The 25534-nt window shown below is 64.4% G+C and carries 31 protein-coding genes, 2 tRNA genes and 1 pseudogene; 19 read left to right on the forward strand and 15 right to left on the reverse strand.

The annotated features are described in order from the left end of the window. Nucleotide 1: 1 nt before the first annotated feature. Nucleotides 2-1569, reverse strand: a protein-coding gene (locus ACN8ZM_RS08175) for an IS3 family transposase (RefSeq protein ID WP_089454866.1) whose coding sequence is annotated in 2 segments (ribosomal slippage) — nt 2-1131 and nt 1131-1569 — 1569 coding nt in all. Because the reading frame shifts where the segments join, the coding sequence is not laid out codon by codon here. A gap of 150 nt (nt 1570-1719) precedes the next feature. On the opposite strand from ACN8ZM_RS08175, the pseudogene ACN8ZM_RS08180 reads away from it, so the two are divergent. Further along, a pseudogene (locus ACN8ZM_RS08180) lies at nt 1720-2586 on the forward strand (Gfo/Idh/MocA family protein); the annotation flags it as partial. 52 nt (nt 2587-2638) lie between these two features. Here the strand turns inward: ACN8ZM_RS08180 and ACN8ZM_RS08185 are convergent. From ACN8ZM_RS08185 to ACN8ZM_RS08215, 7 genes are all read right to left on the reverse strand, one after another. Beyond that, entirely contained in the window at nt 2639-3331 is a 693-nt protein-coding gene (locus ACN8ZM_RS08185; protein ID WP_043182654.1) for an amino acid ABC transporter permease, read from the reverse strand. Nucleotides 3332-3453: 122 nt separating this feature from the next. Next, complete coding sequence (locus tag ACN8ZM_RS08190) at nt 3454-4248, reverse strand: cystine ABC transporter substrate-binding protein (RefSeq protein WP_011351851.1); 795 nt, start codon at nt 4246-4248, stop codon at nt 3454-3456. A gap of 100 nt (nt 4249-4348) precedes the next feature. Then, nucleotides 4349-5386, reverse strand: a complete 1038-nt coding sequence (locus tag ACN8ZM_RS08195; RefSeq protein ID WP_043182656.1) for a quinone-dependent dihydroorotate dehydrogenase — start codon at nt 5384-5386, stop codon at nt 4349-4351. 99 nt (nt 5387-5485) lie between these two features. Then, nucleotides 5486-6316, reverse strand: coding sequence for an arginyltransferase (locus ACN8ZM_RS08200; protein WP_043182659.1), 831 nt, complete (start codon nt 6314-6316; stop codon nt 5486-5488). Between the two features lie 33 nt (nt 6317-6349). After that, the gene (gene aat / locus ACN8ZM_RS08205; protein ID WP_043182662.1) at nt 6350-7114 is read right to left on the reverse strand and encodes a leucyl/phenylalanyl-tRNA--protein transferase; all 765 of its coding nucleotides are present in this window, start codon (nt 7112-7114) and stop codon (nt 6350-6352) included. A 12-nt stretch (nt 7115-7126) separates the two neighbouring features. Beyond that, complete coding sequence (locus ACN8ZM_RS08210) at nt 7127-7672, reverse strand: NUDIX hydrolase (RefSeq protein ID WP_011351855.1); 546 nt, start codon at nt 7670-7672, stop codon at nt 7127-7129. 183 nt (nt 7673-7855) lie between these two features. Continuing rightward, nucleotides 7856-7932 (reverse strand) — tRNA-Met (locus ACN8ZM_RS08215). A 197-nt stretch (nt 7933-8129) separates the two neighbouring features. On the opposite strand from ACN8ZM_RS08215, the gene ACN8ZM_RS08220 reads away from it, so the two are divergent. Genes ACN8ZM_RS08220 through ACN8ZM_RS08230 form a run of 3 tightly spaced genes read left to right on the forward strand, consistent with a single transcriptional unit; the run spans nt 8130 to nt 10161 of the window. Beyond that, nucleotides 8130-8627, forward strand: coding sequence for a heme-degrading domain-containing protein (locus ACN8ZM_RS08220; protein ID WP_043182665.1), 498 nt, complete (start codon nt 8130-8132; stop codon nt 8625-8627). Nucleotides 8628-8636: 9 nt separating this feature from the next. Beyond that, nucleotides 8637-8969, forward strand: a complete 333-nt coding sequence (locus tag ACN8ZM_RS08225) for a DMT family transporter (RefSeq protein WP_374101787.1) — start codon at nt 8637-8639, stop codon at nt 8967-8969. 31 nt (nt 8970-9000) lie between these two features. Continuing rightward, a complete protein-coding gene (locus ACN8ZM_RS08230; protein WP_420210939.1) occupies nt 9001-10161 on the forward strand; it encodes an enoyl-CoA hydratase/isomerase family protein in 1161 nt (386 codons plus the stop codon). A gap of 114 nt (nt 10162-10275) precedes the next feature. Here the strand turns inward: ACN8ZM_RS08230 and ACN8ZM_RS08235 are convergent, their stop codons facing one another. Next, the gene (locus tag ACN8ZM_RS08235; protein ID WP_043182670.1) at nt 10276-10704 is read right to left on the reverse strand and encodes a hypothetical protein; all 429 of its coding nucleotides are present in this window, start codon (nt 10702-10704) and stop codon (nt 10276-10278) included. A 341-nt stretch (nt 10705-11045) separates the two neighbouring features. On the opposite strand from ACN8ZM_RS08235, the gene ssuD reads away from it, so the two are divergent. The 8 genes from ssuD to ACN8ZM_RS08275 all read left to right on the forward strand — a co-directional run bounded on the left by ssuD (nt 11046) and on the right by ACN8ZM_RS08275 (nt 16153). Continuing rightward, nucleotides 11046-12203, forward strand: a complete 1158-nt coding sequence (gene ssuD / locus ACN8ZM_RS08240) for an FMNH2-dependent alkanesulfonate monooxygenase (protein ID WP_043182672.1) — start codon at nt 11046-11048, stop codon at nt 12201-12203. 17 nt (nt 12204-12220) lie between these two features. Next, nucleotides 12221-13033 carry an aliphatic sulfonate ABC transporter permease SsuC gene (gene ssuC / locus ACN8ZM_RS08245; RefSeq protein ID WP_043182674.1) on the forward strand — a complete coding sequence of 271 codons (813 nt, stop codon included), beginning with the start codon at nt 12221-12223 and terminating at the stop codon, nt 13031-13033. Next, nucleotides 13030-13989 carry an ATP-binding cassette domain-containing protein gene (locus ACN8ZM_RS08250; RefSeq protein WP_420210940.1) on the forward strand — a complete coding sequence of 320 codons (960 nt, stop codon included), beginning with the start codon at nt 13030-13032 and terminating at the stop codon, nt 13987-13989. Before ssuC ends, ACN8ZM_RS08250 begins: the two co-directional genes overlap by 4 nt. Nucleotides 13990-14046: 57 nt before the next feature. Beyond that, the gene (locus tag ACN8ZM_RS08255) at nt 14047-14262 is read left to right on the forward strand and encodes a TOBE domain-containing protein (RefSeq protein WP_006476104.1); all 216 of its coding nucleotides are present in this window, start codon (nt 14047-14049) and stop codon (nt 14260-14262) included. A 142-nt stretch (nt 14263-14404) separates the two neighbouring features. Further along, complete coding sequence (locus ACN8ZM_RS08260) at nt 14405-14602, forward strand: hypothetical protein (RefSeq protein ID WP_089425274.1); 198 nt, start codon at nt 14405-14407, stop codon at nt 14600-14602. A 55-nt stretch (nt 14603-14657) separates the two neighbouring features. Beyond that, the gene (locus ACN8ZM_RS08265; protein WP_043182680.1) at nt 14658-14903 is read left to right on the forward strand and encodes a hypothetical protein; all 246 of its coding nucleotides are present in this window, start codon (nt 14658-14660) and stop codon (nt 14901-14903) included. Between the two features lie 130 nt (nt 14904-15033). Then, nucleotides 15034-16020 (forward strand): tRNA dihydrouridine(20/20a) synthase DusA, encoded by a 987-nt coding sequence (dusA, locus tag ACN8ZM_RS08270; protein ID WP_420210988.1) that lies wholly within the window; start codon nt 15034-15036, stop codon nt 16018-16020. Between the two features lie 57 nt (nt 16021-16077). Further along, nucleotides 16078-16153, forward strand: a tRNA-His gene (locus ACN8ZM_RS08275). Nucleotides 16154-16268: 115 nt separating this feature from the next. Here the strand turns inward: ACN8ZM_RS08275 and ACN8ZM_RS08280 are convergent. From ACN8ZM_RS08280 to ACN8ZM_RS08295, 4 genes are all read right to left on the reverse strand, one after another. Next, nucleotides 16269-16496, reverse strand: a complete 228-nt coding sequence (locus ACN8ZM_RS08280) for a hypothetical protein (RefSeq protein ID WP_420210941.1) — start codon at nt 16494-16496, stop codon at nt 16269-16271. Between the two features lie 367 nt (nt 16497-16863). Next, the gene (locus ACN8ZM_RS08285) at nt 16864-17862 is read right to left on the reverse strand and encodes a phosphatase PAP2 family protein (protein ID WP_420210942.1); all 999 of its coding nucleotides are present in this window, start codon (nt 17860-17862) and stop codon (nt 16864-16866) included. A gap of 165 nt (nt 17863-18027) precedes the next feature. Next, nucleotides 18028-18546, reverse strand: a complete 519-nt coding sequence (locus ACN8ZM_RS08290; RefSeq protein WP_051889821.1) for a VUT family protein — start codon at nt 18544-18546, stop codon at nt 18028-18030. A gap of 590 nt (nt 18547-19136) precedes the next feature. Then, complete coding sequence (locus ACN8ZM_RS08295; protein ID WP_420210943.1) at nt 19137-19562, reverse strand: hypothetical protein; 426 nt, start codon at nt 19560-19562, stop codon at nt 19137-19139. 71 nt (nt 19563-19633) lie between these two features. Between ACN8ZM_RS08295 and ACN8ZM_RS08300 the strand changes: the two genes are divergently transcribed. Beyond that, nucleotides 19634-20149, forward strand: coding sequence for a GNAT family N-acetyltransferase (locus ACN8ZM_RS08300; protein ID WP_420210944.1), 516 nt, complete (start codon nt 19634-19636; stop codon nt 20147-20149). A gap of 75 nt (nt 20150-20224) precedes the next feature. Here the strand turns inward: ACN8ZM_RS08300 and ACN8ZM_RS08305 are convergent, their stop codons facing one another. Continuing rightward, nucleotides 20225-20689: a plasmid fertility inhibition factor family protein gene (locus ACN8ZM_RS08305; protein ID WP_043182697.1), complete on the reverse strand. Its 465-nt coding sequence runs from the start codon at nt 20687-20689 to the stop codon at nt 20225-20227. Nucleotides 20690-21021: 332 nt separating this feature from the next. On the opposite strand from ACN8ZM_RS08305, the gene ACN8ZM_RS08310 reads away from it, so the two are divergent. After that, nucleotides 21022-21426 (forward strand): hypothetical protein, encoded by a 405-nt coding sequence (locus ACN8ZM_RS08310; RefSeq protein ID WP_043182700.1) that lies wholly within the window; start codon nt 21022-21024, stop codon nt 21424-21426. Nucleotides 21427-21635: 209 nt separating this feature from the next. After that, nucleotides 21636-22262 (forward strand): hypothetical protein, encoded by a 627-nt coding sequence (locus tag ACN8ZM_RS08315; RefSeq protein ID WP_043182701.1) that lies wholly within the window; start codon nt 21636-21638, stop codon nt 22260-22262. A gap of 430 nt (nt 22263-22692) precedes the next feature. On the opposite strand, the gene ACN8ZM_RS08320 is transcribed toward ACN8ZM_RS08315, so the two are convergent. Next, on the reverse strand, nt 22693-23436 hold the full coding sequence (locus tag ACN8ZM_RS08320; RefSeq protein WP_043182703.1) for a DUF695 domain-containing protein: 744 nt from the start codon (nt 23434-23436) through the stop codon (nt 22693-22695). Between the two features lie 86 nt (nt 23437-23522). Between ACN8ZM_RS08320 and ACN8ZM_RS08325 the strand changes: the two genes are divergently transcribed. The 4 genes from ACN8ZM_RS08325 (at nt 23523) to ACN8ZM_RS08340 (ending at nt 25430) form a co-directional block, all read left to right on the forward strand. Then, on the forward strand, nt 23523-23906 hold the full coding sequence (locus tag ACN8ZM_RS08325; RefSeq protein ID WP_420210945.1) for a VOC family protein: 384 nt from the start codon (nt 23523-23525) through the stop codon (nt 23904-23906). A 45-nt stretch (nt 23907-23951) separates the two neighbouring features. Continuing rightward, nucleotides 23952-24260, forward strand: a complete 309-nt coding sequence (locus tag ACN8ZM_RS08330) for a hypothetical protein (RefSeq protein WP_043183156.1) — start codon at nt 23952-23954, stop codon at nt 24258-24260. A gap of 206 nt (nt 24261-24466) precedes the next feature. Next, the gene (locus ACN8ZM_RS08335) at nt 24467-24709 is read left to right on the forward strand and encodes a hypothetical protein (RefSeq protein WP_043182706.1); all 243 of its coding nucleotides are present in this window, start codon (nt 24467-24469) and stop codon (nt 24707-24709) included. A 178-nt stretch (nt 24710-24887) separates the two neighbouring features. Then, nucleotides 24888-25430, forward strand: coding sequence for an aspartyl-tRNA synthetase (locus tag ACN8ZM_RS08340; RefSeq protein WP_420210989.1), 543 nt, complete (start codon nt 24888-24890; stop codon nt 25428-25430). Nucleotides 25431-25534 lie beyond the last annotated feature (104 nt).

The raw sequence follows: 25534 nt of genomic DNA on the forward strand, positions 1-25534 counted from the left end.
GTCATGCTGCCAATGGCTCTATATCGGTCGAGCGCGTATACGTTTTGACGATGCAGTCGCGCTCGGGGTTCAGTGTTACCGCGCCGATAGGCGTCCAGTTCCGGGTGGCGCCCGACCAGCGCCGCGGATTTCGTTCTCGCGCCTGGAGATATACCTCGTGACGGGCGGCAAGGATCGCGGCATCTTCACCCGCATGACGCTGGGCGGGACTGACGTAGCGGATGCCACTGTGCCGGTGATCATGGTTGTACCAATGCACGAAGTGCGAAGCCCAGCGGCGAGCCTCATCGAGGTTGGCAAAGCCCTTGTCGGGGAACTCGGGGCGGTACTTCGCCGTGCGGAACAGGCTTTCGACGTAGGCGTTGTCATCGCTCACGCGCGGGCGCGAGTACGAAGGCTTGACACCCAGCCAGTTCAACATCGCCAGGACAGTCGTGGCTTTGAGGGTCGAGCCATTGTCGCCGTGCAGCACCGGCCTGGTCGCCATGGCATGGATGCCTTCGGCCAGCGCCGTACGCTTGACCAGATGCGCCGCATGGTCGGCGTCGTCACTGTCGTGCACTTCGAAGCCCACGATCTTCCGGCTGTACACGTCCAGAATCAGGTACAAATAAAACCAGCGCCCCACGATCTCGGCAGGCAAGTACGTCATGTCCCAACACCACAGCTGGCGCGGTGCAGTGGCGATATGCGTGGTTGGCGGGCGGCTCTTGCGCGGTGCCTTGGCGCGGCCCCGGTGCTGGTTCTGCCCATGCTCGCGCAGTACGCGCTGGAAGCTCGATTCGCTGGCCAGATACACGCCTTCGTCGGCCAGCATCGGGACGATGCGCGCCGGGGGCATGTCGGCAAAGCGCGGCTCGTTGGCCACCTGCAGAATCTGCTCGCGCTCGGTGGGTGTCAGCGCGTGGGCCGGTGTCGGCCGCACCGCGCCGGGTCTGCCATCACCCGATACGAGCCCATGGTTGGCCTTCCAGCGCTGCAGGCTGCGCTCGTCGATGCCGGCGACCTCACAGGCCTGCGCCAGCCGCGCACCGGCCTGTTGAGCCGCTTCAATGTCCTGGGCCAGGGTCTGGCGATCTTCGAGCCCGATCATTCGTCCTCGCTTCTGTTCTTGTTGAAGATCGCCTCGACTTTTTTTGACAGCACCAGCAGCGCTGCCGTCTCAGCCAGCGCTTTGTCCTTGCGGCGCAGCTCGCGCTCGAGTTCCTTGATGCGCCGACGGTCTTCCTTGGTCTGCTGCGGGCTGGCGCGCTTCTCCGCGGGTTCGGCAAGCGCTTGCGTTGCGCTGTCACGCCATTGCTGTAGTTGCTGTGGATACACGCCGTGTTCGCGGCACCAGGCGCTGCGGGTGGCCTCGTCCATGGCTGCCGTGGTAATGACTGCCTCCAGCCGAGCCGCTGCCGTCCAGCTGCGTTCTCGCGCCGGCTTGGCCAGTTCCTCACCGCGCCAGCGTTCCAACGTATCTGTGCTCACCCCAATCTCCCGAGCCACCACCTCCAGCGGGGCGCTCTCCGGCGGCAGCAACCGCGCCACCGCTCTGTCCTTAAAACCTTGTCCGTATCGAGCCAACTTGTTCTCTCATCATCGCCCCCTTGTTGCGGAAATCGGTGGCAAGGGGGCCGTCGCCTTCGGCGACGGCAACCCACCACCATCTACGAAACTTGAATTCAGGAAAGATTCAAGTTTCTATCGGGGCGACAACTATTTTGCCGCGGGGGGCGCCGCGCCGATGCCGCGGCCGACTTTTGCGGAGCGTACGGCGGTACGCCAGCCGCCAGTCTCGACGCGCTCCTCGCGAGCAATATCGACGCGGTCTACATCGCGACGCTCCATGACAGTCACGCGCAGTACACGCTGGCCGCGCTTGCCGCCGGCAAGGCCGTGCTGTGCGAAAAGCCCGCGACGCTGAACGCGGCGCAGCTCGAGACCGTGTTGCGTGCGGCACGCGACGCCGGGCAGCTTTTCATGGAGGCGATGAAGCCGCCGTTCTTTCCGCTGTACCGTCAGTTGCGTGCGCACCTGCATGACGATCCGATCGGCGAGATCCGGCTCGTGCGGGCAGGGTGCGCGTCGTCGTCGGTGCCGGACGACCATTCCGTCTATCGCCTCGATCGCGCGGGCGGTGCGCTGCTCGATATCGGGATCTACGAGGCGTTTCTCGCGGTCGACTGGCTCGGCGCGGCGCGCGACGTGCAGACGCTCGGCCGCGTCGGCGCAACCGGTGTCGACCTGTTCGCGAGCCTGAACAGCGTGCATGCGAACGGCGGGATCGCGCAGCTCTTTTGCGGGCTCGACGTGATGGGGCGCGGCGACGCGCTGATCGCCGCGGCCGGCGGCCATGTGACGATTCACGAGAAGTGGTGGAACCCGTCACGCGCGACGATTCGCTACGCGGACGGGCGCACCGTCGAACTCGACGCGCCGGTCGACGGCGGTGGGCTGAACTACGAGACCGCGCATTTCTGCGACCTGCTGCGCGCGGGCAAGACCGAAAGCCCGATCATGACGCACGACCATTCTCGGCAGATGATCGCGATGACCGATGCCGCGCGTGCGGCACTCGGCGTGCGCTATTCGGGCGAGTAGGCGGGAAAGAGGGCGCCGGGCACGCGGGTGCGGCCCGGCGGATGACGTGCGTTCAGTGCCGCGACGGCAGCGACAGGCGTTTTTCGTACCAGCGCTGCACCCATTCGAGGATCTGGCACAGGATCCAGTACACGGCCGCGGCGGCGAGATAGAGCGGCAGCGGCTGATAGGTCGCCGCGATCACTTCCTGCGCACTGCGCAGCAGTTCGGTCACGGTGATCACGGACACGAGCGACGTGTCCTTGATCAGGCTGATCAGGCTGTTCGACAGGCTCGGCACCGCGATGCGCAGCGCCTGCGGACCGATCACGTAGCGCAGCGTCTGCCCCCACGACAGCCCGAGGCTGTATGCGGCGAGCCACTGGCCGCGTGCGATCCCGTTGATCGCGCCGCGCATGCTTTCCGACATGTAAGCCGCGACGTTCGCGGACAGCGCGATGACGCCGGCGGGTGTCGGGTCGAGCGAGATGCCGAGGCTCGGCAGCCCGTAATAGATGACGAAGATCTGCACGAGCAGCGGCGTGCCGCGCATCAGGCTCACGTACGCGCGTGCCAGCCACGCGAGCGCGTTGACCCAGATGCGTTCGAAGCCTTCGAGCGCTTCGCTTTGCCGGATGCCCATCATCGCGAGCACGACGGCACCAAGCAGGCCGAACACCATCGACAGCACGGCGAACTTGACGGTCAGTACGGCGCCCTGGGCGAGCACCGGCAACGATTGGACGAGCAGGGACGTTGTCGACATGGAATACGAATCGAATGCGTGCGCGAAAGCGCAATCATAAACCGGACGAATAAAACAAAGGGCGGCATCGTTACGGATGCCGCCCTTTCCGGCCCGCCGTCAGGCGGGAAATGCAGGCGTGCTTACTTGATCGGCTTCGTCACGTCGATGCCGAACCACTTGTCCGAGATCTTCGTGAAGGTGCCGTCGGCTTCGAGTTGCGCCATCGCGTCGTCGATCGCCTTCTGGAACTTCGGGTTGCCCTTCTTGAACGGGATGCCCGACGGGTTCGCCGAGCCGACGTTCGCGCCCGGGCGCAGCGGCAGTTGCGAATTCTTCGTCAGGTACGCGAGCATCAGGCGATCGTTGAGCGCCGCGTCGAGACGACCGGCCGCGAGATCGCGCAGGTACTCGGGCGCGCCCGGGTACGTCTTCACGTCGATGCCGGGCACCGACTTCGCCATGTCCATGTAGTTCGTGCCGAGCGCGACGCCGAGCTTCTTGCCTTTCAGGTCTTCAAGCGACTTGAACTGGCGCGTGTCGTCGTTGCGCTGGATCAGCTGCGCGGACGAATACGTGTACGCCGGCGAGAAGTCGAGCGTTTCCTTGCGCTTGTCGGTGATGCCGACCTGGTTGGCGATCACGTCGAACTTGCCGGCCTGCAGGCCCGCGATGATGCCGCTCCATTCGGTCGTGACGAATTCCGCTTTCACGCCGAGCTTCGCGGCCACCGCCTTCGCGATGTCAACGTCGAAGCCGACGAGTTCACCTTGCGGGTTCTTCGAGTTGAACGGGGGGAACGTGCCTTCGAGGCCGACCCGCAGCGTGCCGCGTTGTTTCACCTGGTCGAGGAGGTCGGCCGCATGCGCGGTGGCGGCGGCGAACGACGTGCCGATCAGGCCGGCAACCAGCAGCTTCTTCAGCAGCGCAATCTTCATCGTGTGTTTCCTTGCCCTGTCCGGGTCATTGATTCTGATAACGGGGTCGATGATAGCAAAAACGCAATCGACCTCTAAATATCGTTTGTTTATGCCTATATTACGCGGTGCGTTCGCGGGCGATGGCCTTCACGCATTCCGCGACGAGCGCGGGGCCGCGGTAGATGAAGCCCGTATACAGCTGGACGAGTGCCGCGCCGGCCGCGAGCTTGGCGCGGGCGTCCTCGCCGGAGAAAATGCCGCCGACGCCGATGATCGGCACTTCGCTGCCGACTTCGGCGTGCAGCTTGCGGATCACTTCGTTCGACGCGTCGAACACGGGGCGGCCCGACAGGCCGCCGGCTTCGTCCGCATGCGGCAGGCCCTGGACGGCCGCGCGCGACAGCGTCGTGTTGGTGGCGATGACCGCCTCGATCTTGTGGCGCAGCAGCGTGTCGCCGATTTCCTTGACCTGCTCGTCGTCGAGATCGGGCGCGATTTTCAGTGCGAGCGGCACGAGCTTGCCGTGCAGGTCGGCGAGGCGCTGCTGCTTGTCCTTCAGCGCTGCGAGCAGCGCGTCGAGCTCGCCCGCGCCTTGCAGCTGGCGCAGGTTCTTCGTGTTCGGCGACGAGATGTTGATCGTCACGTAGCTCGCGAACGGGTAGACGCGCTCGAGGCAGTACAGGTAGTCCTCGGCGGCGCGCTCGATCGGCGTATCGGCGTTCTTGCCGATGTTCAGGCCGAGGATGCCGCGATAGCGGGCGGCCTGGACGTTCTTCACGAACTGGTCGACGCCGTGGTTGTTGAAGCCCATCCGGTTGATCAGTGCTTCGGCCTGCGGCAGGCGGAACATCCGCGGGCGCGGGTTGCCGGGCTGCGGGCGCGGCGTGACCGTACCGACCTCGATGAAGCCGAAGCCGAGCGCCGCCAGGCCGTCGATGGCTGCGCCATCCTTGTCGAGGCCGGCCGCGAGGCCGACCGGGTTGCGGAACGTGAGCCCCATCACGGTGCGCGGTGCGTCGGGCACGCGGGCCGACAGCGCGCAGGCGAGGCCCGTGCGGCCGGCCGCGCCGAGCGCGCGCAGCGTGAGGTGGTGAGCGTCTTCCGCATCCATCTTGAACAGGGATGCGCGGGCCAGCGGATAGAGGGAACTGAACACGGGAATAGGGCGGACAGCCGGAATGAATGACAACCCGCTATTTTACCGGGAGTTGCGCGGCAGAGGCGCGCTTCGCTTCGTTACCCCTGGCGGCGCGTGTCAGCCCGAGCCGGAATGCCCGCCCGGCAACGGCGCGCGGGCCAGTGCCGCGTCGACGGGCGGCAGGTCGATCCGTTCCGGGTCGAGTATCTTCCAGCGGCCGTCGATCAGCCCTTCGAGCGGGTGGAAGTTCGCCTTGTAGGCCATCTTCGGGCTCTCGCGGATCCAGTAGCCGAGATACACGTAGGGCAGGCCGAGGCTCTTCGCCTGCTCGATCTGCCACAGGATGTTGTAGGTGCCGTAGCTGGTGTGCGCGTCGTCAGGTTCGAAGAACGTATAGACCGACGACAACCCGTCGCCGAGGATGTCGATCATGCTGACCATGCGCAGCTTGCCGGGCTCGCCGCCCGGTGCGTCGAGGTCGCGGAATTCGACGAGGCGCGAGTTGATCCGGCTCTGCAGCAGGAATTGCTCGTACTGGTCGCGGCTGTCGCGATCCATGCCGCCGCCCGCGTGGCGTGCAGACTGGTAGCGCATGTAGAGCGCGTAGTGCTCTTCGTCGTAGTGCAGCGGCGAGACCGTCGCGACGAGCGTGCGGTGGCGCTTCCACATCCGGCGCTGCGTGCGCGACGGTACGAACGCGTCGACAGGCACGCGCACCGGCACGCAGGCACGGCAGCCGTCGCAGTACGGACGATACGTGAACACACCCGAGCGCCGGAAGCCGGCCTTGACGAGCTCGGTGTAGATGTCGGAATTGATCAGGTGGCTCGGCGTCGCGACTTGCGAGCGCGCGACGCGGCCGTCCAGATAGCTGCACGGATAGGGCGCCGTTGCATAGAATTGCAGCGCCGAAAGCGGTGAAAGCGGCAGCTCAGTCGGGTGAGTCATGGGCAGCTCTCGTTGCAGGGAGGGAGGGCCGCGCTAGCGCTCGATCCCGGAGGGGGCCGCCGTTTCGGCGCGGCCCGTCAGCGCGGCGAGCACGCGCTTGTCGAACTGCCACGGAATCGGCGGTTCGGCTACCGCGCTGCGCACGTGAGCGACAAAGGCCTTGCGTGCGATCTCGCGGCCGCCGAGCGACGCTAGATGCGACGTATTCTGCTGGCAGTCTATCATCTCCAGCCCCTGCTCGCGAAGGTGCGCGACGAGCGTGGCCAGCGCGATTTTCGATGCGTCGGTCGCGTCCGCATACATCGACTCGCCGAAAAACATCCGTCCGAACGACACGCCGTACAGGCCGCCGACACGTCGCCCGTCATGCCACGTTTCGATGCTGTGCGCGTTGCCGGAGCGGTAGAGCGACGTGTACGCGTCGATGATCTCGGCCGTGATCCACGTGCCGCGCTGCCCGCGGCGCGGCGCCTGCGCACACGCGCGCATCACGCCCGGAAAGTCGTAGTCGACGCGCACTTCCCATTCGGGCGCGCGCAGCACGCGTTTCAGCGTCTTGCGCAGCGAAGGCGACACCTTGAATTCGGCCGGCACGAGGATCATGCGCGGGTCGGGGCTCCACCACAGCACGGGCTGGCCGTCCGAATACCACGGGAAGATGCCGCGCAGGTACGCGTCGATGAGGCGCGACGGCAGCAGGTCGGCGCTCGCGGCAAGCAGCCCTGGCGCGCCGGTCGCGGGGCCGAGCGCGCGTTCGATGGGCGGAAAGGGATCGTCCGGGCCGAGCCAGGGGACCATGGGGCGGGGGGCTCAGCCGTTGCGCAACGAGCGGAAGATATCGCCGGTGTGCACGCCGTAGTCGCCCGCGGCGCGATCGGCGAAGAAGAATCGCAGGGTCTGGCTGACGGTCGGGAACGCGATTTCGTCCCACGGAATGTCGGCTTCGTCGAACAGCTTCACTTCGAGGCTTTCCTCGCCGGCCTCGAATGCCGGATCGGTGAGCCGCGCGAGGTAGAACAGGTGAACCTGGTGCACGTGCGGCACATTGAGCAGCGTGAACAGGTTCTGCACCTCGACACGCGCGCCGGCTTCCTCGAGCGTTTCGCGCGCGGCGGCTTCGGCCGTCGTCTCGCCCATCTCCATGAAGCCTGCCGGCAGCGTCCAGAAGCCGTAGCGCGGTTCGATCGCGCGGCGGCACAGCAGGATCTGATCGCCCCAGACCGGGACCGTGCCGACGACGTTGCGCGGATTCTGGTAGTGGATCGTGCCGCAGTGATCGCAGACGAAGCGCTCGCGATTGTCGCCCGGAGGAATGCGCGCGATGACTTCGTGACCGCAGACGGAGCAGAATTTCATGTCGAGTGGAAGGGACGAGGTGATGCGAGTGTATCACCGGGATGCGGCATTCTCGAACGCGGGCGCGTGCAGGCCGCGTGTCGCGCAAAGTGGAGGGGGCGGGTGCGCGAAGCGGCGCGGGGAGTACGACGGAAAAACAAAAAGCCCGGCACTAGGCCGGGCTTTTTGCATGAATCTGGACGTTGGTTGCGGGGGTAGGATTTGAACCTACGACCTTCGGGTTATGAGCCCGACGAGCTGCCAGACTGCTCCACCCCGCGTCCGTCGAAGAAATGAATTATAAGGAGTAACCCGAACGCGTGCAAGCGTTTTCTGACAATTTCTTGTCGCCGCTTGTGGGGCCGGTACGGTGGGTGGGTGCGCTAGAATCGAGCGGTTTATTTCGTCTCTTCGGCAGCGGGGCTGTGCGCGATCGCGTCGGCACCGTTGTGACTCTCATTACTGTATCGACGGATTCATGGACATCGCTCACGATCTGCAATCGATCGGCGCGCAGGAACAGGCGCTCGTGTTTCCCCATTTCGACCCGGCCCGCGCATGGGCGCTCGGCAACCGGATGCATGCGCTCGCGACGTCGCGTGGCCATGCGGTCGCGATCGACATCGTCACGTTCGGCCAGCCGCTGTTCTACGCGGCGCTCGCTGGCGCCACGCCCGAGAATGCCGACTGGGTGCGCCGCAAGCGCAACGTCGTCGCGCATTTCCGCCGCAGTTCGTACGCCATCGGCCTGCGCATGCAGCAGGCCGGCACCACGCTCGCGGACAAGCACGGGCTGCCGGTCGCCGAGTACTCGCCGTACGGCGGCTCGTTTCCGCTGATCGTGGCGGGCGCCGGCGTGATCGGTTCGATCACAGCATCCGGGCTGCCGCAGCGCGCGGATCACGAATTCGTCGTCGAGGCGCTGTGTGCGGAGCTCGGCCACGACTACGCGGTGCTGGCCCTCGCAAGGAGCTGAGCGATGCAACTGCCCGGTTACGCATGGCTCGCGATCGCGATCGTCGCGGAAGTGATCGGCACGTCCGCGCTGCGTGCGGCGGACGGCTTCACGCGCCTTTGGCCGTCGTTGCTCGTCGTCGCCGGTTACGGCATCGCGTTCTATTGCCTGTCGCTCACGTTGCGTACGATGCCTGTCGGCATCATCTATGCAGTCTGGTCGGGCGCCGGCATCGTGCTGATCACGCTCGTCGCGATGCTGCTCTATCGTCAGGTGCCGGATCTGCCGGCGGTGATCGGCCTCGGCCTGATCGTCGCCGGCGTCGTGGTGCTGAACCTGTTTTCGAAGATGCAGGCGCACTGAGCGTGCGACTGCCATTTGCCGGATGACCCTCATGACCGATTCCACTTCCACTTCCGCTGCCGTTTCCGCCGAATCCGCCCAGCCCGACGTACGCGCGTATGTCGCGAACCGCATCGGCTTTCTCGAACTGAACCGGCCGAAGGCGCTGAACGCGCTGTCGGTCGGCATGATCCGGCTGATGCAGCAGGCGCTCGACGCGTGGCGCAACGATCCCGACGTCGTCGCGGTGGTCGTGCACAGCCCGCATCCGCGCGCGTTCTGTGCGGGCGGCGACGTGCGCTTCTTCCATGAGGCGTGGCAGCGCGACGACCGTGACGCGGTCGACACGTTCTTCATCGAGGAATACACGCTCAACCACACGATCTTCACGTATCCGAAGCCTTACATCGCGCTGATGCACGGCGTCGTGATGGGCGGCGGCATGGGGATTTCGCAGGCGGCGCGGCATACGGGCGGCCTGCGCGTCGTGACCGACTCGACGAAGATGGCAATGCCGGAAACGCGTATCGGCCTGTTCCCGGACGTCGGGATGAGCTGGTTCCTCGCGCGCACGCCCGGCGCGATCGGCCGCTATCTCGCCGTGACCGGCGCGACGCTCGACGCGGCCGGCGCGCTGTACGCGCAGCTTGCCGACGTCTACTTGCCCGATGCCGCGCTGCCCGCGCTGCTCGATACGTTGCGCAGCGCGCGCATCGACAACGGCGAGCAGGCCGTCGCCTGCGTGGCCGACGCGGCGGCCGCGCACAAGGTCGTGCCGACGCCCGACACGTCGGCGCTGGCCGACGCGCGCGCCGGGATCGACCGGCATTTCGCGCAGCCGGACATCGGCGCGATCCTCGCGTCGCTCGACGCCGAGCAGGATTGCGCGGCCGTCGACGGGTGGGTCGAGAAGGCGACCCATGCGATGCGCGAACAGTTGTCGCCGCTGTCGATGGCCGTATCGCTGGAAGTCGTCGAACGTGCACGCGGCGCGACAATGGCCGATTGCTTGCGGCGCGACCTCGATCTCACGCGCTCGACGTTCGCGCACGGCGACGTGATCGAAGGCGTGCGTGCGCTGATCGTCGACAAGGACCACCAGCCGGTCTGGCGCTTCCAGTCGACCGCCGACATCGATCGTGCAGACGTGCTCGCGATGTTCGACAGCCCGTGGACGCCCGACACGCATCCGCTGCGGAATCTGCAGGACTGACGTCGGACTGACCGAAGCACACACTGGAAACGAAAAGGCCGCCTGCGCACGCAGGCGGCCTTTTTCATGGAGGCGACCGGCCCGCGGTCGACGGGCGTCGCGCTTGCGCCCGCGTTACTCGTCGCCTGCGTCGTCCGACATGAACGCGCGCATGAACACGAGTGCGCCGAAGCCCCATACCGCGTTCGCCGCGAAGCCGGCCGCGAGCACGGGCATCATGTTGCCCGACGGCCAGATGCCGCGCAGCGGATCGATCGCGAACACGCGGGCGGCCGTCAGCACGATGCCGCCGAACACCAGTGCACCGATCCACGATGCCTCACGTTCCGGCGACACCCGCAGCAGCCACGCCATCGGGACTGCACAGCATGCGCTGATCAGCGCATTCGCGACAAATTCAGGAATGCCGAGCGGCGCGAACGGTTGCGTGGAGAAGCCGGTTGCGGCGATCAGGTCGGCCGTATGAAGGAGTGCGAGCGTGGCCTCGCGGAAGAACAGGGCGGCCAGGAAGCCGGACAGGAATGGCAGGATGACTTTCTGCATCGATGAGTGCACCGCAGGCGCGCACGGCCGGGGCCGTCCGCGCGGAGTTATTCGGATAGGTGCGTCATTATAGGGCCCGCCCGCCGCGATATTCGCTCCAGCGTCGTGCTAATCACGAAAGCGGAAAACCTAAGCTCAAAAAAATCGTTCCAAAGCCCTGCACCGATCCATAGACTGATTTCCCAGAAACAGCCGTGCAATCGCGTCCTCGCCCGCTGCACGGCCTGACCGGCGAGCCATCCCGATTCGAACGCACACCATGCATGCGCCGCTGATCCGCGACGCGAGCAGGGCGGTGTTTTTTTCAAATTCCGGCAAGGACAGTCAAGCAGGAGCAGCAAATGAATGTGTTCTGGTTTATCCCCACGCACGGCGACAGCCGCTATCTCGGTACGGCCGAAGGTGCGCGCGCCGCGGACTACGATTACTTCAAGCAGGTCGCGGTGGCGGCCGACACGCTCGGCTACGAGGGCGTGCTGCTGCCGACCGGCCGTTCCTGCGAGGACGCGTGGGTCGTTGCGTCGAGCCTCATCCCGGCGACGCAGCGCCTGAAGTTCCTGGTCGCGATCCGTCCCGGCATCGCGTCGCCGGGGCTGTCGGCGCGGATGGCCGCGACGTTCGACCGCCTGTCCGGCGGCCGCCTGCTGATCAACGTCGTGACGGGCGGCGATGCCGCCGAACTCGAAGGCGACGGCCTGTTCGCGGATCACGACACGCGCTACGAAATCACCGACGACTTCCTGAACATCTGGCGCGGGCTGTTGTCCGCGTCGCACGACAACGGCGGGTTCGACTACATCGGCAAGCATCTGCAATCGAAGGGCGGCAAGGCGCTGTACCCGCCCGTGCAGCGTCCGCATCCGCCGCTGTGGTTCGGCGGCTCGTCGCCGGCCGCGCATGAGATCGCGGCCGATCACATCGACACCTACCTGACCTGGGGCGAGCCGCCTGAGGCCGTCGCGAAGAAGATCGCGGATATTCGCGCCCGTGCGGAGGCGCGCGGCCGCAAGATCAAGTTCGGCATTCGTCTGCACGTGATCGTGCGCGAAACCGAGGACGAAGCGTGGCGCGACGCCGAGCGCCTGATCAGCCGCCTCGACGACGAAACCATCGCACGTGCGCAGAAGGCGTTCGCGAACATGGATTCGGAAGGCCAGCGCCGGATGGCCGCGCTGCACGGCGGCAAGCGCGGGGGCCGCGAGGCGCTCGAGGTGTATCCGAACCTGTGGGCCGGTGTCGGCCTCGTGCGCGGCGGCGCGGGTACCGCGCTCGTCGGCAATCCGGAACAGGTCGCGGAGCGCATGCGCGAATACGCGGATCTCGGCATCGAGACCTTCATCCTGTCCGGCTATCCGCACCTGGAGGAGTCGTACCGCTTTGCGGAACTCGTGTTCCCGCTGATCAAGGGCAACGGCGAGGCGAAGGCGACCGGCCCGCTGTCGGGCCCGTTCGGCGAGATCGTCGGCAACAGCTATCTGCCGAAAGCGGCCCAGAGCTGAGCGACGGGAGGCCTGCGATGACAACGAAAACGTCGACGACGGGCGCGGCCGTGGCCGCCCGCGCATGGCGCGGCGTCGCACCGTGGCTCGTGCCGCTCGCGCTGCTGGCGGCATGGGAAGTCGGCGCGCGCACCGGCTGGCTGTCGACCCGCGTGTTGCCCGAGCCCGTGGCAGTCGTCCGAGCGGCCTGGTCGCTCGTGACGTCGGGCGAAATGTGGGCGAACGTGAAGGTCAGCACCTGGCGCGCGCTGTTCGGTTTCGCGATCGGCGGCGGTGTCGGGCTCGCGCTGGGGCTCGCGACCGGCTTGTCGAAGGCGGCCGAGGTCGCGCTCGATTCGACGATCCAGATGATCCGCAACATCCCGGCGCTCGCGATGATTCCGCTCGTGATCCTGTGGTTCGGCATCGACGAGAAGGCGAAGCTGTTCCTCGTTGCGCTCGGGGTGTTCTTTCCGGTCTACATCAACACGTACCACGGGATCCGCTCGGTCGACGCGAACCTGATCGAGATGGCGAAGAGCTATGGCGTGCGCGGCTTTGCGCTGTACCGCGACGTGATCCTGCCCGGTGCGTTGCCGTCGATTCTCGTCGGCGTGCGCTTCGCGCTCGGGCTGATGTGGGTGATGCTGATCGTCGCGGAAACGATCTCCGCGCAGTCGGGCATCGGCTACATGACGATGAACGCGCGCGAATTCCTGCAAACCGACGTGGTGGTGGTCGGCATCCTGCTGTACGCGGTGCTCGGCAAGCTGGCCGACGTGCTGGCGAAATGGCTCGAGCGCGTGACGCTGCGCTGGCACCCCGCTTATCAATCAGGAGCAAAGGCATGAATGCGACGACTTCGGCGGCCGCCTACGGCCCGCTCGCCGGCGCAGACCTCGAGGCCGCACTGGCGCAGGCGCGCGTCGCGGACGGTGACGCGCGGGATGCGGCGATCCTCGAACGTGACGGCAGCGCCTCCGTCGTTCCGCTTGCACGGCGGCGGGCAGGCGGCCCGGCACCCGACGATGCGGTGACGCTGTCGGGCGTCAGCAAGCGCTTCGGCGCGCGCACGGTGCTCGACAACGTCGAGCTCGGCATCGCGCGCGGCAGCTTCGTCGCGATCGTCGGTCGCAGCGGCTGCGGGAAATCGACGCTGCTGCGTCTCGTCGCGGGGCTCGAGCAGCCGAGCAGCGGCGCGCTCGTGACGCGCGGCGAGGGCGGCGGCGAACTCGATACGCGGATCATGTACCAGGATGCGCGCCTGCTGCCGTGGAAGACCGTGCTGCAGAACGTGATGCTGGGCCTTGGGCGCGGCGCGCGCGACCAGGCACGCGCGGTGCTCGATGAAGTCGGCCTGCTGGAACGCGCGAACGACTGGCCCGCGCAACTGTCGGGCGGCCAGCGGCAGCGTGTCGCACTGGCCCGCGCGCTCGTGCACCGGCCGCAATTGCTGTTGCTCGACGAGCCGCTCGGCGCGCTCGACGCGCTGACCCGCATCGAGATGCATGCGCTGATCGAGCGGTTGTGGCGCGAACACCGGTTCACGGCGCTGCTCGTCACGCACGACGTGCAGGAGGCCGTTGCGCTCGGCGACCGCATCCTGCTCATCGAGCAGGGGCGGGTGGCGCTGGATCAGCCGGTGCCGCTCGACCGGCCGCGCGCCCGCGCATCGGCCGCGTTTGCGGCGCTGGAGGATCGCGTGCTGAAACGCGTGCTTGCCGGCGGGCCCGGTACGGCCGGCCAGGACGCGACGCATGAGACGGATAACGTTCGACCGGTCGGGCAGATCCGCTGGGCCGTTTAAATCCGGGCGGCAACGGCCGCCCGTTGTGAGATCTTTTTCTTCGGAGCGATCAACCTGATGAGCATCACTGCAATCAACGTACGTAACCAGTTCAAGGGCAAGGTGAAGGAGATCATCCGCGGATCCGTGGTCTCCGAGGTCGACGTCGAGACGCCGTTCGGCATCGTCACGTCGGTGATCACGACCCGTTCGGTCGACGAACTCGAACTGAAGGTCGGCGCGGAAGTCGTTGCGCTCGTGAAATCGACCGAAGTATCGATCGCGCGCCTCTGAGCCCACGTGTCCAGCGCCGGTGCGGCGTCGCGGGCAAGCTGCCCGTTGGCGCCGCCCGGCATTTCCGTAGCGCGTTTGCCTTGGTATTCGACGTCCGGACGAAGTGCTAGGATGGAGCGACAACGATGCCGGAGGCCAACGCATGACCCCCATCCTTTCCCCCGAAGCCATCGAGGCGCTGAAGTGGATCGACCAGTTCGGTGAAAGCCGGCCGGTTCCCGCCGTGTTCGACGACGTCGTCTACGCGTTGCTGAACGAGGGGCTGATCTACCAGGCGGCGGCCGACCGGGTCGACCTGACGGCCGATGGCAAATCCTTTTTATCCGACGAATACGATTGAGCGCACGGCGTCGGCCGCGCGGGCGGCCCGGCGCTGCGTCGCCACGGAGCGTGCGATGGAACCGAGAGGCAGCGACCTCGGCGATTTCAGCGAGCCGTACCGCGGCTTCGAGATCGAGGTGAAGACCGAGCAGGTCTGGGACGGCGAGCACGCGCATTACCGCGTGCTGCAAGGCGATGCCGTGCGGATCGACTGGCGGCTCGTCAAGGTCGACGGGATGCTGCTGACCGAACGACGCGTGATCGAGCGTGTGCTCGACGAGGCGCGGCGGGCCGTCGATACGGAGCTCGGCGAAGGGTAGCCTGCGTGCCGGGCAGGCACGGACCGTCTTGCGGTAAAATACCGGGTTGTTCCCGCGCCGTCTGGCCTGTTGCCCGAAATCCATGTCCGTACCGTCCTCGCTTCCTCCCCGCCGCGTATCCGTCGCGCCCATGCTCGACTGGACCGACCGCCATTGCCGGTCGTTCCATCGGACGCTGACGCGCGACACGTGGCTGTATACGGAGATGATCACGACGGGCGCGCTGCTGTTCGGCGATGCCCAGCGGCATCTCGCGTTCACGCCGAACGAGTCGCCGGTTGCGCTGCAGCTGGGCGGCAGCGAGCGCGACGACCTCGCGCGTGCCGCGAAGCTCGGCGAGCAGTGGGGCTACGACGAAATCAACCTGAATTGCGGATGCCCGTCCGAGCGCGTGCAGCGCGGCGCGTTCGGCGCGTGCCTGATGAACGAGCCGCAACTCGTGGCCGACTGCGTGAAGGCGATGAGCGATGCAGTGTCGGTGCCGGTCACGGTCAAGCACCGGATCGGTGTCGATGCGGTCGAGGACTACGCGTTCGTGCGCGACTTCGTCGGCACGGTGGCCGAGGCTGGCTGCAAAACGTTCGTCGTGCATGCGCGCAATGCGATCCTGAAGGGGCTGTCGCCGAAGGAGAATCGCGAGATTCCGCCGCTCAAGTACGACTATGCGTATCAGTTGAAGCGCGATTTTCCGTCGCTCGAGATCGTCATCAATGGCGGCATCACGACGCTCGACGAAGTCGCGGAGCATCTGGAGCATGTCGACGGCGTGATGCTCGGCCGCGAGGCGTATCACAACCCGTACGTGCTTGCGGAGGTCGATGCGCGCTTCTACGGATCGACCGCAGCGGTGCCGACGCGCGAAGAGGCCGAGGCGAAGCTGATCGAATACTGCGCGGCCGAACTGAAGCGCGGGACTTACCTCGGCGCGATCGTGCGGCACGCGCTCGGACTGTATCGCGGCATGCCCGGCGCACGCGGCTGGCGTCGTGTGCTGTCCGACAACAAGAAGCTCGCACGTGCCGATCTGGCCGTGTTCGACGAGGCGCGCGCGCATCTGAACGAGGCCGAAGAAGTTTTTGAAAAAAAAGCTTTGCAAGATTCAAAAGTGTTCGTATAATCTTGTTCTTCGCTGCTGAAACACAAAAGCAGCGAAGAACAAAAAGCAGTAACAGTGGTGGCTGTAGCTCAGTTGGTAGAGTCCAGGATTGTGATTCCTGTCGTCGTGGGTTCGAGTCCCATCAGCCACCCCAAAGAATTCCAAGCAGTATCAAGTAGTTAGAAACGGCGCTGAGATTTTATCCAGTGCCGTTTTTGTTTTGGAATTCCACAAAATGGAATTCACAGCGCTTTACGTTTTTATTTCGGTCATGCACGCGTGTGGTTGTCTGGATTCGCGTGAAGGTCGGGCAGCGCGCCGCGCTTGTCCTTGTCCTTGTCCTTGTCCTTGTCCGTGTGCTGTGTCGCGTAATATGCGCGCAGGCCATGGAACGTGAACCGGCCGGCAAATACCTTTTCCTCGATTGCCTCGTTCAGCAACTTCGCCTGGAACCTTTTGACGCCGTCGCGTGTGTAGCGCGTGCCGGACGTCGTCATGATTTCGATCTGCTCGATTACCTCGCTGCGCCTCTTCCCACGCTTCAGTTTAATGTGACCAGCCTGGCGGCCGACCTGCGGCCACGACCGGTCACTTCGGTTACGGCGCGATGAATGCGGCGTGAATCTGGTCGGTCACTGCGTGCAATTTGCTATTGACGACGTCGCCGATGACGATCCAGAAGAGGACGCGAGCGGCTGCTTCACGGCCGTCTCCTGCTGCTCGAAATTGCCTGGATGTCGATAGTTCAGATAGTTCTAACGCACAGTCGAGCAGTTTCTAAAACGTGAAACCAAAAAAATTGCCCGTTCGAGGCGGGCAGCACTGAAAGTAGTCCGGGAGCGGCCGGACACGGCGGCCACTGACTTATTGGCGCTTGTCGGTAGAGAGAGGGTGGGCGGCGATCGGCAGATCGCGATCGGGCAGCGGGGATTCGGCGGTTGCCAGCAAGTAACCCGGCAGGAAAGCGCGCGTCACGTATATCGTGGCGACGCCGAGGAAGATTCCGGCGACGACGTCGGCGAGATAGTGGCCGCCTTCCGTGGGCGTCGACAGGATCATCACGATGTTCAGGACGCAGGCGGCAGGAAAAACTCGCCGGACATGCCGGAGACTCCATGCGAAACAGATTGCTAGCGCTGCATGGTACGACGGCATCGATACGAGCCCCTGCGCGTTCTCAAGGACGATCTGCCGTAGTTCGCCGGACCGAAGCAAGACGAAATCTGAAACCGTGTCGGCCGTTCCGGGTGCGTGAATTCCGAAGTGCAGGTACGCGCTGCTGGCCGGGTAGAGCCAGCCAACCAATACCACAATGAGCCCCGAGATCGTGGCGTTCAGGACCAGCTCCGAGTAATCTTGCGATTTTCTGGCAACAGCCAATATAAACGGGATTGTCGCAAGCTGAATTAATCCTGTTTCATACGCCACGTGCAATATGGTTTTTATGGTGGGATGTGCGCCGACCCACTTATATAGTACCTCCCACTCGAAACCGAAGTGTGAATCGAACCGTAGCAACGCCGTGTCGACCAGCGGGTGCCCAGCGCTTACGGTCAGGTATTGCAGTACCAGAGCGGCGTCGGTGAACGCACAGAAGGCACCGATCCACCACAGCACGATGGCGATTTCACGGTAGAAGATGGTCCGCGATTCAGACCAATTACGGAATGCCCGCGAGACCATCCACAGTAGAGTGCCAAGCAACATGGCTAGCACTATTCCGACGCCCTTTTTTGCGATAGTAGAAATAGGCACGGATATTCCGGCTGCTGGGAGCCAGAATAAATCGATCAATACGAGTATGCCGTTGATGGCCCAAAGGGCGGCATATTGTCGGCTCCGCGTTTTATCGTGGTTTGTCATTATCTTGTCGATCGAGCAATACGTCATCGCCCATACCTGGACGGCAGGTGCGTGGCGATCGAATACGGCGCTACCGCGATCTTTTCTCTGCAGTGGGTGCAGTCGATCGAGGCAACATCGCAGTCGTCCGATGGCTTTGGCCCGTGGCCAAACGCCGACCCGTCCTCACCGATCCACCACATTGCTCGCGATCCCAGCCTGCACCGTTCGAGCGTTTCGAAAAACCAACCACGACCACAAAGCACCACCAGCCACCTTCGCGACGAACTGCAATGCGGCGATCGTCGGGAACACCGTCCCGAACGCAATCAGCGGAAAGATGATGGAGTCGACAGCCGCCCCCGCGACATTCGCGCCATTTGCACGCGCCAGTATCGGGAAGCGACGTGCGAGTTGAAACACGATCGCGCTCGCCACGGCTGCCGAACCGAACGCCACCAGAGACGCGAGGGCGATTTCCTTGGCGGCGGGATTGAGCGCGTAACTGACGACGCCGGCGGCTGCGATCAACGCAAACATCCGTGACCAAAGCGCGCGGCCGCGCCAGTCCAGATGGAGCCGGTCTCGAATCGCGAGATCGAGTCCGATCAGAAGGAACGCGATGATCGGGGTAGCAGCCGGTCCGAAATGAGCGACCATCAGGTTAGCGACAGCGACCGCTGCGATATAGATCAGGACGTACATGATTCCCCTGTGATTAAGAGTGCGCGCGGCGTCGATTCGGAGCCGAAGTTTGCCATACATGGCCAATGAAACGGACGGGCACTCCGCTACGCGCAAGCCGGGTCGAACGGCGAACGATTGACGGAAAGCAGGGTTGGGCACGACAGGATATCGTTACTGTGTAGCAGGTTTTCATCAAACCATCTTTGCCGCGAGATCGTATGGCCGTATCCGGTTGACGTGATGTCGCGCAGTTTCCTTTCCCGATTAAGGTTCTCGCTCCCCGTGCCGTTATCTTCCCTGGACAGCCCTCGTGCCTCGAATGCTGATCCGTTTTCTTGCCTGCTCGCGTTCAGCGTGAGCAGGCTTTTTTCGTTTATGGCCGCCCTTTATCGCCTGAATGGCCGAATGAGACAGGGACTTGGCGTGAACCGACAATGCGCAACAGTCTTACATTGATGTAATGTATCGACTTCCTCGTGCCCTCATGCTTTGCAGGGCCGTTCGATCCCGACAACCCATGAAGGTGTCGGGATTTTTTTTGCCCTCATCCCGTTGCGCTGGCAACGAGTTGCAGCGACGCCCGGCAGGCACGCGCTGACGCGATCGCGTCAGACGTGAAGGAGGCGAACGCCCGCGAACGTCACGAGCCAGTGTGTGGCGACGGCGCATGCAAGGTACGCGACGATCACGTGCGGCGGGCGACGTCTTGAAAACAGATAGGCGCCGAGCACCGCGAACAGGATAGGCGGTCCGAACAGATACGCGAACAGGTCGACGGTGGCGTGGATCGTTGCTGCGCACGCATCTACGCCGCCACCGCAGGAACCGGCCGGCGGTATGCACAATCGATCGAACGCGATACACAGGCGGCTGTCGATCGTGGCCCACGCGATCACGCTGATGACGCCCGCGATCGCAAATCCGATCGTTCCCAACACACGTCGCATTGTTTGAATTCCCCAAGGTTTCTGTACCCGTGGTCCCGGGTCGGGCCGACAAGTGTGGTTCGAGCGCGGCAACGTCGATTTTTGCATGCGTGCAACGCGCGGTATATTTTGCGGCGAGACGTCCCGATCAAGACAACAAGTGGAAGGAGTGACCACCGATGCCGGAAACCCGGGCCACGCTGCGCGCTGCGACAGCGCAAGACGCCAACCACATCGCTCGCCTGCACACGCTGAGCTGGCAAACCGCGTACAGCCACATCCTGCCGGTGGCCTACCTGTCCGACGAGGTGCCGACGGAACACGCGATCCGGTGGCGGCAATATCTCGATCGCAATGAAAAAGAGTGGGGCCTCGTGCTGATCGCCGAGGTGGGCGGCGAGCCCGTGGGCATCGTCAGTGCCGAGCGTCCCGTCGATCCGGCGCTGGGCGTGCTGCTCGATTGCCTGCACGTCCATCCTTCTCATCACGGAAGCGGTACGGGCAAGTGCATGATCGAAGCCGTTCGCGCGTGGGCGCGCGGGCTCGGCGTGGACAGGGTCCACCTGAAGGTGCTGGAGGGCAACGAACGGGCGATCGGTTTCTATGAACACAACGGCTGGCAACTGGCGGGTATCGAAACGAGCCGCATCGGCCAGACGGAGGTCACCGACCGGATCTACGCGATACCGGCGTAGCGGCCTGGCGACATTCGAACGAACGGTCGCATGACGTTCGGCCATTGCCGGGCGAAGGCCAAACGTACTCCAGCGCTACTCGCTGCAGTACCGCACGAGCAAATCGGCTTCCGTCTCATGCACCTCGACGGGCAGGGTCGTTGCGCCCGCATAGGCGAGATAGCGCGCGCGATGCTGGCCGTTGCGGAACGACGCCACGCCGACTTTCGACAGGCCCGGGATGCCGAGCAGCGTGCGCGTTCTCGTCTCGCGAAACGTGATGTACGGCATGTCGGGAATCCTGTCCTGGTCCGGATCGAGGAATTCGCGAATGCCCGCGGCCTTTCCGGGGGCCCAGTACAGCACCGACGGCAACACGTAGTCCGTCGTGTCTCGGTCGGCGCATGTCAGCAGTTTCTTCAGGTCGATCGTCACGACCCGGTGTCGCGTATCGTCGGACGAGAATACCCGCTTGAGGTGCGTATAGGCATAGGGGGCGTGCCCGGGAAGCTGGATAATCCAGACTTCTACGCCATTCTGTTGTGCGTGGGCGAGTGCCATTGCCATTACTTCCTCTGGTGCTGCAAGCGGTCGTCTTTGTTGAAGTTTAGCAGCGCGATTGCGGCGGGGAAGCAGGGCAATACCCGCAACCGGAAAGCGGAGCGATTCGCAGCAGAGCCTGAACCGCGAATGAAAGCGCGGAGAGGAAGGGTGGAAAAATCGAATGCGGTCTTGTGTCGGCGATCGATATCGACAGGTCACGGGAATGTCGCGATACTGCCAGCGGGAATGACGCACCGCGCGAGTTTCACTCGGGATTCGCGCGGCGTCGCGAAACCCGGGATGCACGAATCATCATAAGAACAGAGAGGGCAGATTGACCGGAGAAAACCATGCCGTCGAAACTTGAGATCGAGTATCTCGATTACTGTTTCACCGCAACGCTCGAAATCAGGGAATCCGGTCGGACAGGCGTTGTCGATTGGCGTCTCGAATCCGCTTCGCGAAGCAAGACGCTTGCGTGGATCGTGTTCGACCGCTTTCTCGAGCGGCATGATTTCGCCGATGAAGAAGAGGCGCGTGCCAATATCGTCGACTGGCTGGAGCGGTTGGCCGATCCGAGATCCGGCGCGTCGGTCGAAATAGCGAAGGCGAACGCGGTTGCTGCTGGCGCGGTGGCGACGGGCGCATCGGCCTCATCGACCGAGTCGACTGCCGAAATCGTCGGCGAAACCGTCATTGACGTCGCCAGCGATCTCGACTGGATCGAGATGGTTGCGGAATGGCTTTTCAACTGACTGTCACGACGACGAAACCCGGTCGTCATGATGCAAGTTCTTGGGTTCGCGAAACTCGGTTTCGAAAAAATCGGTAGCGAAAAATGAAGTCTGAATCGTGCCGCTAGAAAAAATAGAATGATCCTGCTTTGACAGCCCACGCGACTTACCGGAAACTGGCCCCGGGCCTCAAATCATTCGCTTGAATTAAAACAAAAAAAATTCCGGACATGAAAAGAAGAACGCTACTGACGGCGGGCGCGATCATTGTCGCTGCCGGCCTGACAGGCTGCACCGCCATGCTGTTCGAAGACGGCAGGTATGAAGAGACAGTCGACCGATTCCTTGTCAGCGAGGACGGCAAGAAATTCGTCGTGCTCGGCAAGAAATATCACTACATCTTCGATATGCCCGAGCATCTCGGCGCTGTGCTGGCTTCGCCTTACCGCAAATCGATCAAGGCGGCGCTCTATGGGTTCGTCGCGCAGGGCAGCAAGATCTCGGGCAAGTTCTCGCTGCGGCTCCCCCGCAATGGCATGACCGACGAGGATTGGGATCGCGCGCAGGAGGACGGCTTCACGAAGCTCGGAAGCAGAGATCTGGAGATGAATGGTGTGCTGGACGGATCGCGCTATCTGGCCGATGGTTTTGCGCAAGGCAAGACGTGGTCGTCGTTTGAGCATTCGTACAAGATCCAGGTCACCGATCGCATTACCACGGCAGGCAAGGCTGTGCGCTTGCTCGCGACACCTGTCACGCTCGCGGCCGACGGCGTGATGATGGTCGGGGCAGTGGTGCTGTCGCCTGTCATCGTGGTGATGCTCGCGCCGGTCGCAGGCGTTGCGCTCGGACCGTGACGCGATCCGCGCGGCACGCACGCGGTCCGGTTGCCGCGGCATTGTCACCAAAGGGTGAGTTGGCGCACAGATCGTTGCGCGGCCCGCGCTCACAATTTGGCCGGTTGACCGTTCTTCCCCGGCCCGGTCAACCGTTTCCCCGCTCGCTCGCGCAGGAGCGGGGGCTTTTTGCCCGTCCGACGCCGGAAGGCTGCGTCGGCGGATCCGGACAGGCGTTCGGCGGGCGGCGTAATCGCATCGGTTGCGCGCCCCGGCATCCGATCGCCTGATCCGTACGAATCGCTTTCCTCGTGCCTGAGCGAACCCTCAGGCCCATCGCCGGTTTCGGCCGGTGATGCCTTGGTCCCGGCGGCGCGCAACCCTGCCGCCGGGATGTTTTTTGCGCCGGATGCGTTGCATCACGTCGCGCGCAGCGGGCACGTCACCCCGCTCAGCGAGCCTGTTCGACGCTGGTTTCCCAGCCGTCGTATTCCCCTCCGAACGAACGTACCTCGTGATTGATCGCGACTGTATGGCGCGTGATGTCGGCCAGTGCCATGGTGCCTTCGTGCGAAAACCGTACGGCCGACTTGCCGTCTTCGGTGGGCGCAACCGATTCGACCGGATAGCCTTTCGCTTCCGCCCAGTCTGCGAACTGATGCGCGTCGCTTTGGTCGGGGAAGTACGCCCAGTGCATCACGCGCCGGCTGACGTCGCTGGCGTCGCCTTTCTTCCGCAATTCATCCAGTACGCGCATGTCGCGCATGATCTGCCAGTCGTCGTCGGTCGGGTAGAGCGTTTGCCAGTAGGCTTCCTTGTCCGGATCGTCCTGGTGCGCGTACTGAAGGGCGTAGGTCGTCTGATCGGCCAGTGCGTCGACGATCTCCGCCGCTGCCGCGTCGTCGAACGGCACGTAGAAGAGGAAATCCCGGTGGCCGTCGACGGTGATGCGGCCAACCTGCACGCCACCTTTCGCGGTGATCGTGGCGTCCAGCAGATCCTCGATCGTCGCGAGCGCGGCGAATTCGTCGCCGGCCGGCAGGCCTTCCGGCGTCGGATGCGCAAAGGGGACGCGCACACTGAGCAGCGACGCGCGCGGATCGCCTTCCGCGATTTCCGCAAAGCTGTGGTTGAAGCTGATGAAAGCCTGATGGTCGCCCATTCTGGCAGGGAAGGTTCCCCAGGCGTCGGTCATGTGTTTCTCCCGTGCACGATTGTCTGTTGACGGTTGCAAAGCGTCCCAATGTATCATCGAAAATCGCGTTGGCCGGAGAAGCGCACATGATCGCGAGTCTGGGCATCCTGGTGCCGGTCGAATACGACGGCTTTCGGGCGGTGGTGGATTTCTATCGTGTGGCGCTCGCGCTGCCGGTGCATTCCGATGGCGTGTCGGTAGCGGGGAATCCGTGGCATCGCTTCGTCGTCGGCGGAGCGACGCTGACCGTTCATACGGGCCGCGCTGGCGAGTTTCCGTATCCGGAGTTTCGACCGACCGGCCATGGCATTGCGCTGGCGATCGAAGTGGCGCAAGTCTCGGAAGTCGTCGCGCGGCTCGAGTCGTGCCGCGTCAGTATCCTGAACGAGTGGGACTACGGCGACGGTACGATCGCGATTTCCGTGGCGGATCCGGCAGGAAACGTCTGCGAGATCTGGGGCTGTCCGTGACCCGTATCGGGACGGCGGGCCGAAAAAAATTCGAAGGAGATGCCGATGTCGATGTTTGCGGTGAATGGCGTGAGAATCGATCCGCTCAGCGCGCGCGTGACGCACGTGCGCTGGGCGGCCGTGAATCCGGCCGACCGGTCGTGGGCGGCGGCGCCCAGCGAGGCGCCGGTGGCGGACGTGGCGCGCGCGCTCGCGTCCGGCAACGATGTCCGCGCAATCTTCTCGGCATCGGACGCCACCGCGATCGGGCCCAGGCTCAAACGCGTGCAGTATCGCGATGCATCGGAAGGCATCGAGCTCGACATCGATGCAACGAGCGAGTCGCGCACGTTGCGCGATCTGCCGCAAATCTGACCGGCGCGGCGCGCGCCGGCGATAGCGGGTGCCGCCGCATGGCTGGCGGTACCTGGCCGAACGGCCGCGCGCACGACGTCGATCGCGAGGAGTAGTATTGGATGACCGTCATGCCGGGTTGACGGTTGCGCCGAACGGTTTGACGGGCCACGCGATCTTCAGCGAGCCCGTTACCGGAAGCGAATATCGCATACGCGTACGAGACCATGTCCAGATCGCTCATCGCCCCGTTGGCATCCGCACTTTGTCTGGCGCTGTCGGCTTGCCAGACCGCGTCCGAGCCGCCTTTGCTGCCGTCGCCCGACACCGCGTCGACAGCGGCAGCCGTTCCGGCATCGTCGCCGGCCGCGCCGATTCGCGGCATCGGCCTGGCGCCTCATCTGGCAGGGCAGAGTCACTGGGCCACCGGTCAATGCACGAGCAACGGTACCGTCAAGGTGTGCAACTAAACATGACCGATGCCGACGGAGCGCTGCCCGTTCCGCGCGGACGCAAGCGTGTTGGCGTGCGTCGATACGAACCGTCCTCGATCGCGTCCACGGTGTGGCGACAAGCCGCCCGTCGCGGCGTGTCGATAGGGTGTCCGACCTCGATGACCCGGTTGCCGTCGATGTGAGCGATCGGGCGATGAACGACGAACGCGAAACCGCCGATTCCGGCTGGCATGTCGATCCCGTCGCGGGAACGATTGCCGGCCAGTTGCCGGTGACGCTGGCGGTCGACAGCCGGAGCCTGCAAAAAAGGGCGATCGCGTGCGCGGTGCTGGCCGCGGCGGGCCTGTGCGGTTATGCGGCGGCGCCGGCGCTCTGGCCGGTGGCGGCGCTGGCCGTGTTGCTGGCGCTGGCGGGTGTTGCCTTCTTCGTGTCGTCGCGGCGCAGGATGGCGCTGCAGGTCGACGAGACGGGCTTCAGGCTGATCGGGGCCGTACGCGAACAACCCGTCACGCGATGGCGCGACGTCACCGAATTCCGGATCATCAGCGTCGCCGGTAATCGTTACATCGGCTACCAGTTCTCGGCGCATTCGTCGCGCGCCAGGGTGCCGGGCGGCGTGATGCTGCCGATCTCCCGGTTTGCCGATCTTCCGCTCGATGCAGTGGCCGGATTGCTGGAGGCGTGCCGCCGGCAGTTCGGTATGCCGGACAACGAGGTCGACCGAACGGGCCGATGACGCCCGATACGGGGAGCCCGTGCGCTCCGATACCCGAGAAAACAAAAAATGTCGGGCGCCGTGTCGATTTCCACCGGGTTCGTCCGTCGTAGCATCGGAGGCGT

This window comes from Burkholderia aenigmatica (assembly GCF_048627025.1).
Classification (GTDB): domain Bacteria; phylum Pseudomonadota; class Gammaproteobacteria; order Burkholderiales; family Burkholderiaceae; genus Burkholderia; species Burkholderia aenigmatica.

Bases quoted from the DNA above. Each gene is read 5' to 3' on its own strand.
- ACN8ZM_RS08185 (WP_043182654.1), bottom strand. From the start codon at position 3,331: ATGTCGACAACGTCCCTGCTCGTCCAATCGTTGCCGGTGCTCGCCCAG.
- ACN8ZM_RS08190 (WP_011351851.1), bottom strand. From the start codon at position 4,248: ATGAAGATTGCGCTGCTGAAGAAGCTGCTGGTTGCCGGCCTGATCGGC.
- ACN8ZM_RS08200 (WP_043182659.1), bottom strand. From the start codon at position 6,316: ATGACTCACCCGACTGAGCTGCCGCTTTCACCGCTTTCGGCGCTGCAA.
- aat (WP_043182662.1), bottom strand. From the start codon at position 7,114: ATGGTCCCCTGGCTCGGCCCGGACGATCCCTTTCCGCCCATCGAACGC.
- ACN8ZM_RS08210 (WP_011351855.1), bottom strand. From the start codon at position 7,672: ATGAAATTCTGCTCCGTCTGCGGTCACGAAGTCATCGCGCGCATTCCT.
- ACN8ZM_RS08220 (WP_043182665.1), top strand. From the start codon at position 8,130: ATGGACATCGCTCACGATCTGCAATCGATCGGCGCGCAGGAACAGGCG.
- ACN8ZM_RS08230 (WP_420210939.1), top strand. From the start codon at position 9,001: ATGACCGATTCCACTTCCACTTCCGCTGCCGTTTCCGCCGAATCCGCC.
- ACN8ZM_RS08235 (WP_043182670.1), bottom strand. From the start codon at position 10,704: ATGCAGAAAGTCATCCTGCCATTCCTGTCCGGCTTCCTGGCCGCCCTG.
- ssuD (WP_043182672.1), top strand. From the start codon at position 11,046: ATGAATGTGTTCTGGTTTATCCCCACGCACGGCGACAGCCGCTATCTC.
- ssuC (WP_043182674.1), top strand. From the start codon at position 12,221: ATGACAACGAAAACGTCGACGACGGGCGCGGCCGTGGCCGCCCGCGCA.
- ACN8ZM_RS08250 (WP_420210940.1), top strand. From the start codon at position 13,030: ATGAATGCGACGACTTCGGCGGCCGCCTACGGCCCGCTCGCCGGCGCA.
- ACN8ZM_RS08255 (WP_006476104.1), top strand. From the start codon at position 14,047: ATGAGCATCACTGCAATCAACGTACGTAACCAGTTCAAGGGCAAGGTG.
- ACN8ZM_RS08260 (WP_089425274.1), top strand. From the start codon at position 14,405: ATGACCCCCATCCTTTCCCCCGAAGCCATCGAGGCGCTGAAGTGGATC.
- ACN8ZM_RS08265 (WP_043182680.1), top strand. From the start codon at position 14,658: ATGGAACCGAGAGGCAGCGACCTCGGCGATTTCAGCGAGCCGTACCGC.
- dusA (WP_420210988.1), top strand. From the start codon at position 15,034: ATGCTCGACTGGACCGACCGCCATTGCCGGTCGTTCCATCGGACGCTG.
- ACN8ZM_RS08280 (WP_420210941.1), bottom strand. From the start codon at position 16,496: ATGACGACGTCCGGCACGCGCTACACACGCGACGGCGTCAAAAGGTTC.
- ACN8ZM_RS08285 (WP_420210942.1), bottom strand. From the start codon at position 17,862: ATGACAAACCACGATAAAACGCGGAGCCGACAATATGCCGCCCTTTGG.
- ACN8ZM_RS08290 (WP_051889821.1), bottom strand. From the start codon at position 18,546: ATGTACGTCCTGATCTATATCGCAGCGGTCGCTGTCGCTAACCTGATG.
- ACN8ZM_RS08295 (WP_420210943.1), bottom strand. From the start codon at position 19,562: ATGCAAAAATCGACGTTGCCGCGCTCGAACCACACTTGTCGGCCCGAC.
- ACN8ZM_RS08300 (WP_420210944.1), top strand. From the start codon at position 19,634: ATGCCGGAAACCCGGGCCACGCTGCGCGCTGCGACAGCGCAAGACGCC.
- ACN8ZM_RS08305 (WP_043182697.1), bottom strand. From the start codon at position 20,689: ATGGCACTCGCCCACGCACAACAGAATGGCGTAGAAGTCTGGATTATC.
- ACN8ZM_RS08310 (WP_043182700.1), top strand. From the start codon at position 21,022: ATGCCGTCGAAACTTGAGATCGAGTATCTCGATTACTGTTTCACCGCA.
- ACN8ZM_RS08315 (WP_043182701.1), top strand. From the start codon at position 21,636: ATGAAAAGAAGAACGCTACTGACGGCGGGCGCGATCATTGTCGCTGCC.
- ACN8ZM_RS08320 (WP_043182703.1), bottom strand. From the start codon at position 23,436: ATGACCGACGCCTGGGGAACCTTCCCTGCCAGAATGGGCGACCATCAG.
- ACN8ZM_RS08325 (WP_420210945.1), top strand. From the start codon at position 23,523: ATGATCGCGAGTCTGGGCATCCTGGTGCCGGTCGAATACGACGGCTTT.
- ACN8ZM_RS08330 (WP_043183156.1), top strand. From the start codon at position 23,952: ATGTCGATGTTTGCGGTGAATGGCGTGAGAATCGATCCGCTCAGCGCG.
- ACN8ZM_RS08335 (WP_043182706.1), top strand. From the start codon at position 24,467: ATGTCCAGATCGCTCATCGCCCCGTTGGCATCCGCACTTTGTCTGGCG.
- ACN8ZM_RS08340 (WP_420210989.1), top strand. From the start codon at position 24,888: ATGAACGACGAACGCGAAACCGCCGATTCCGGCTGGCATGTCGATCCC.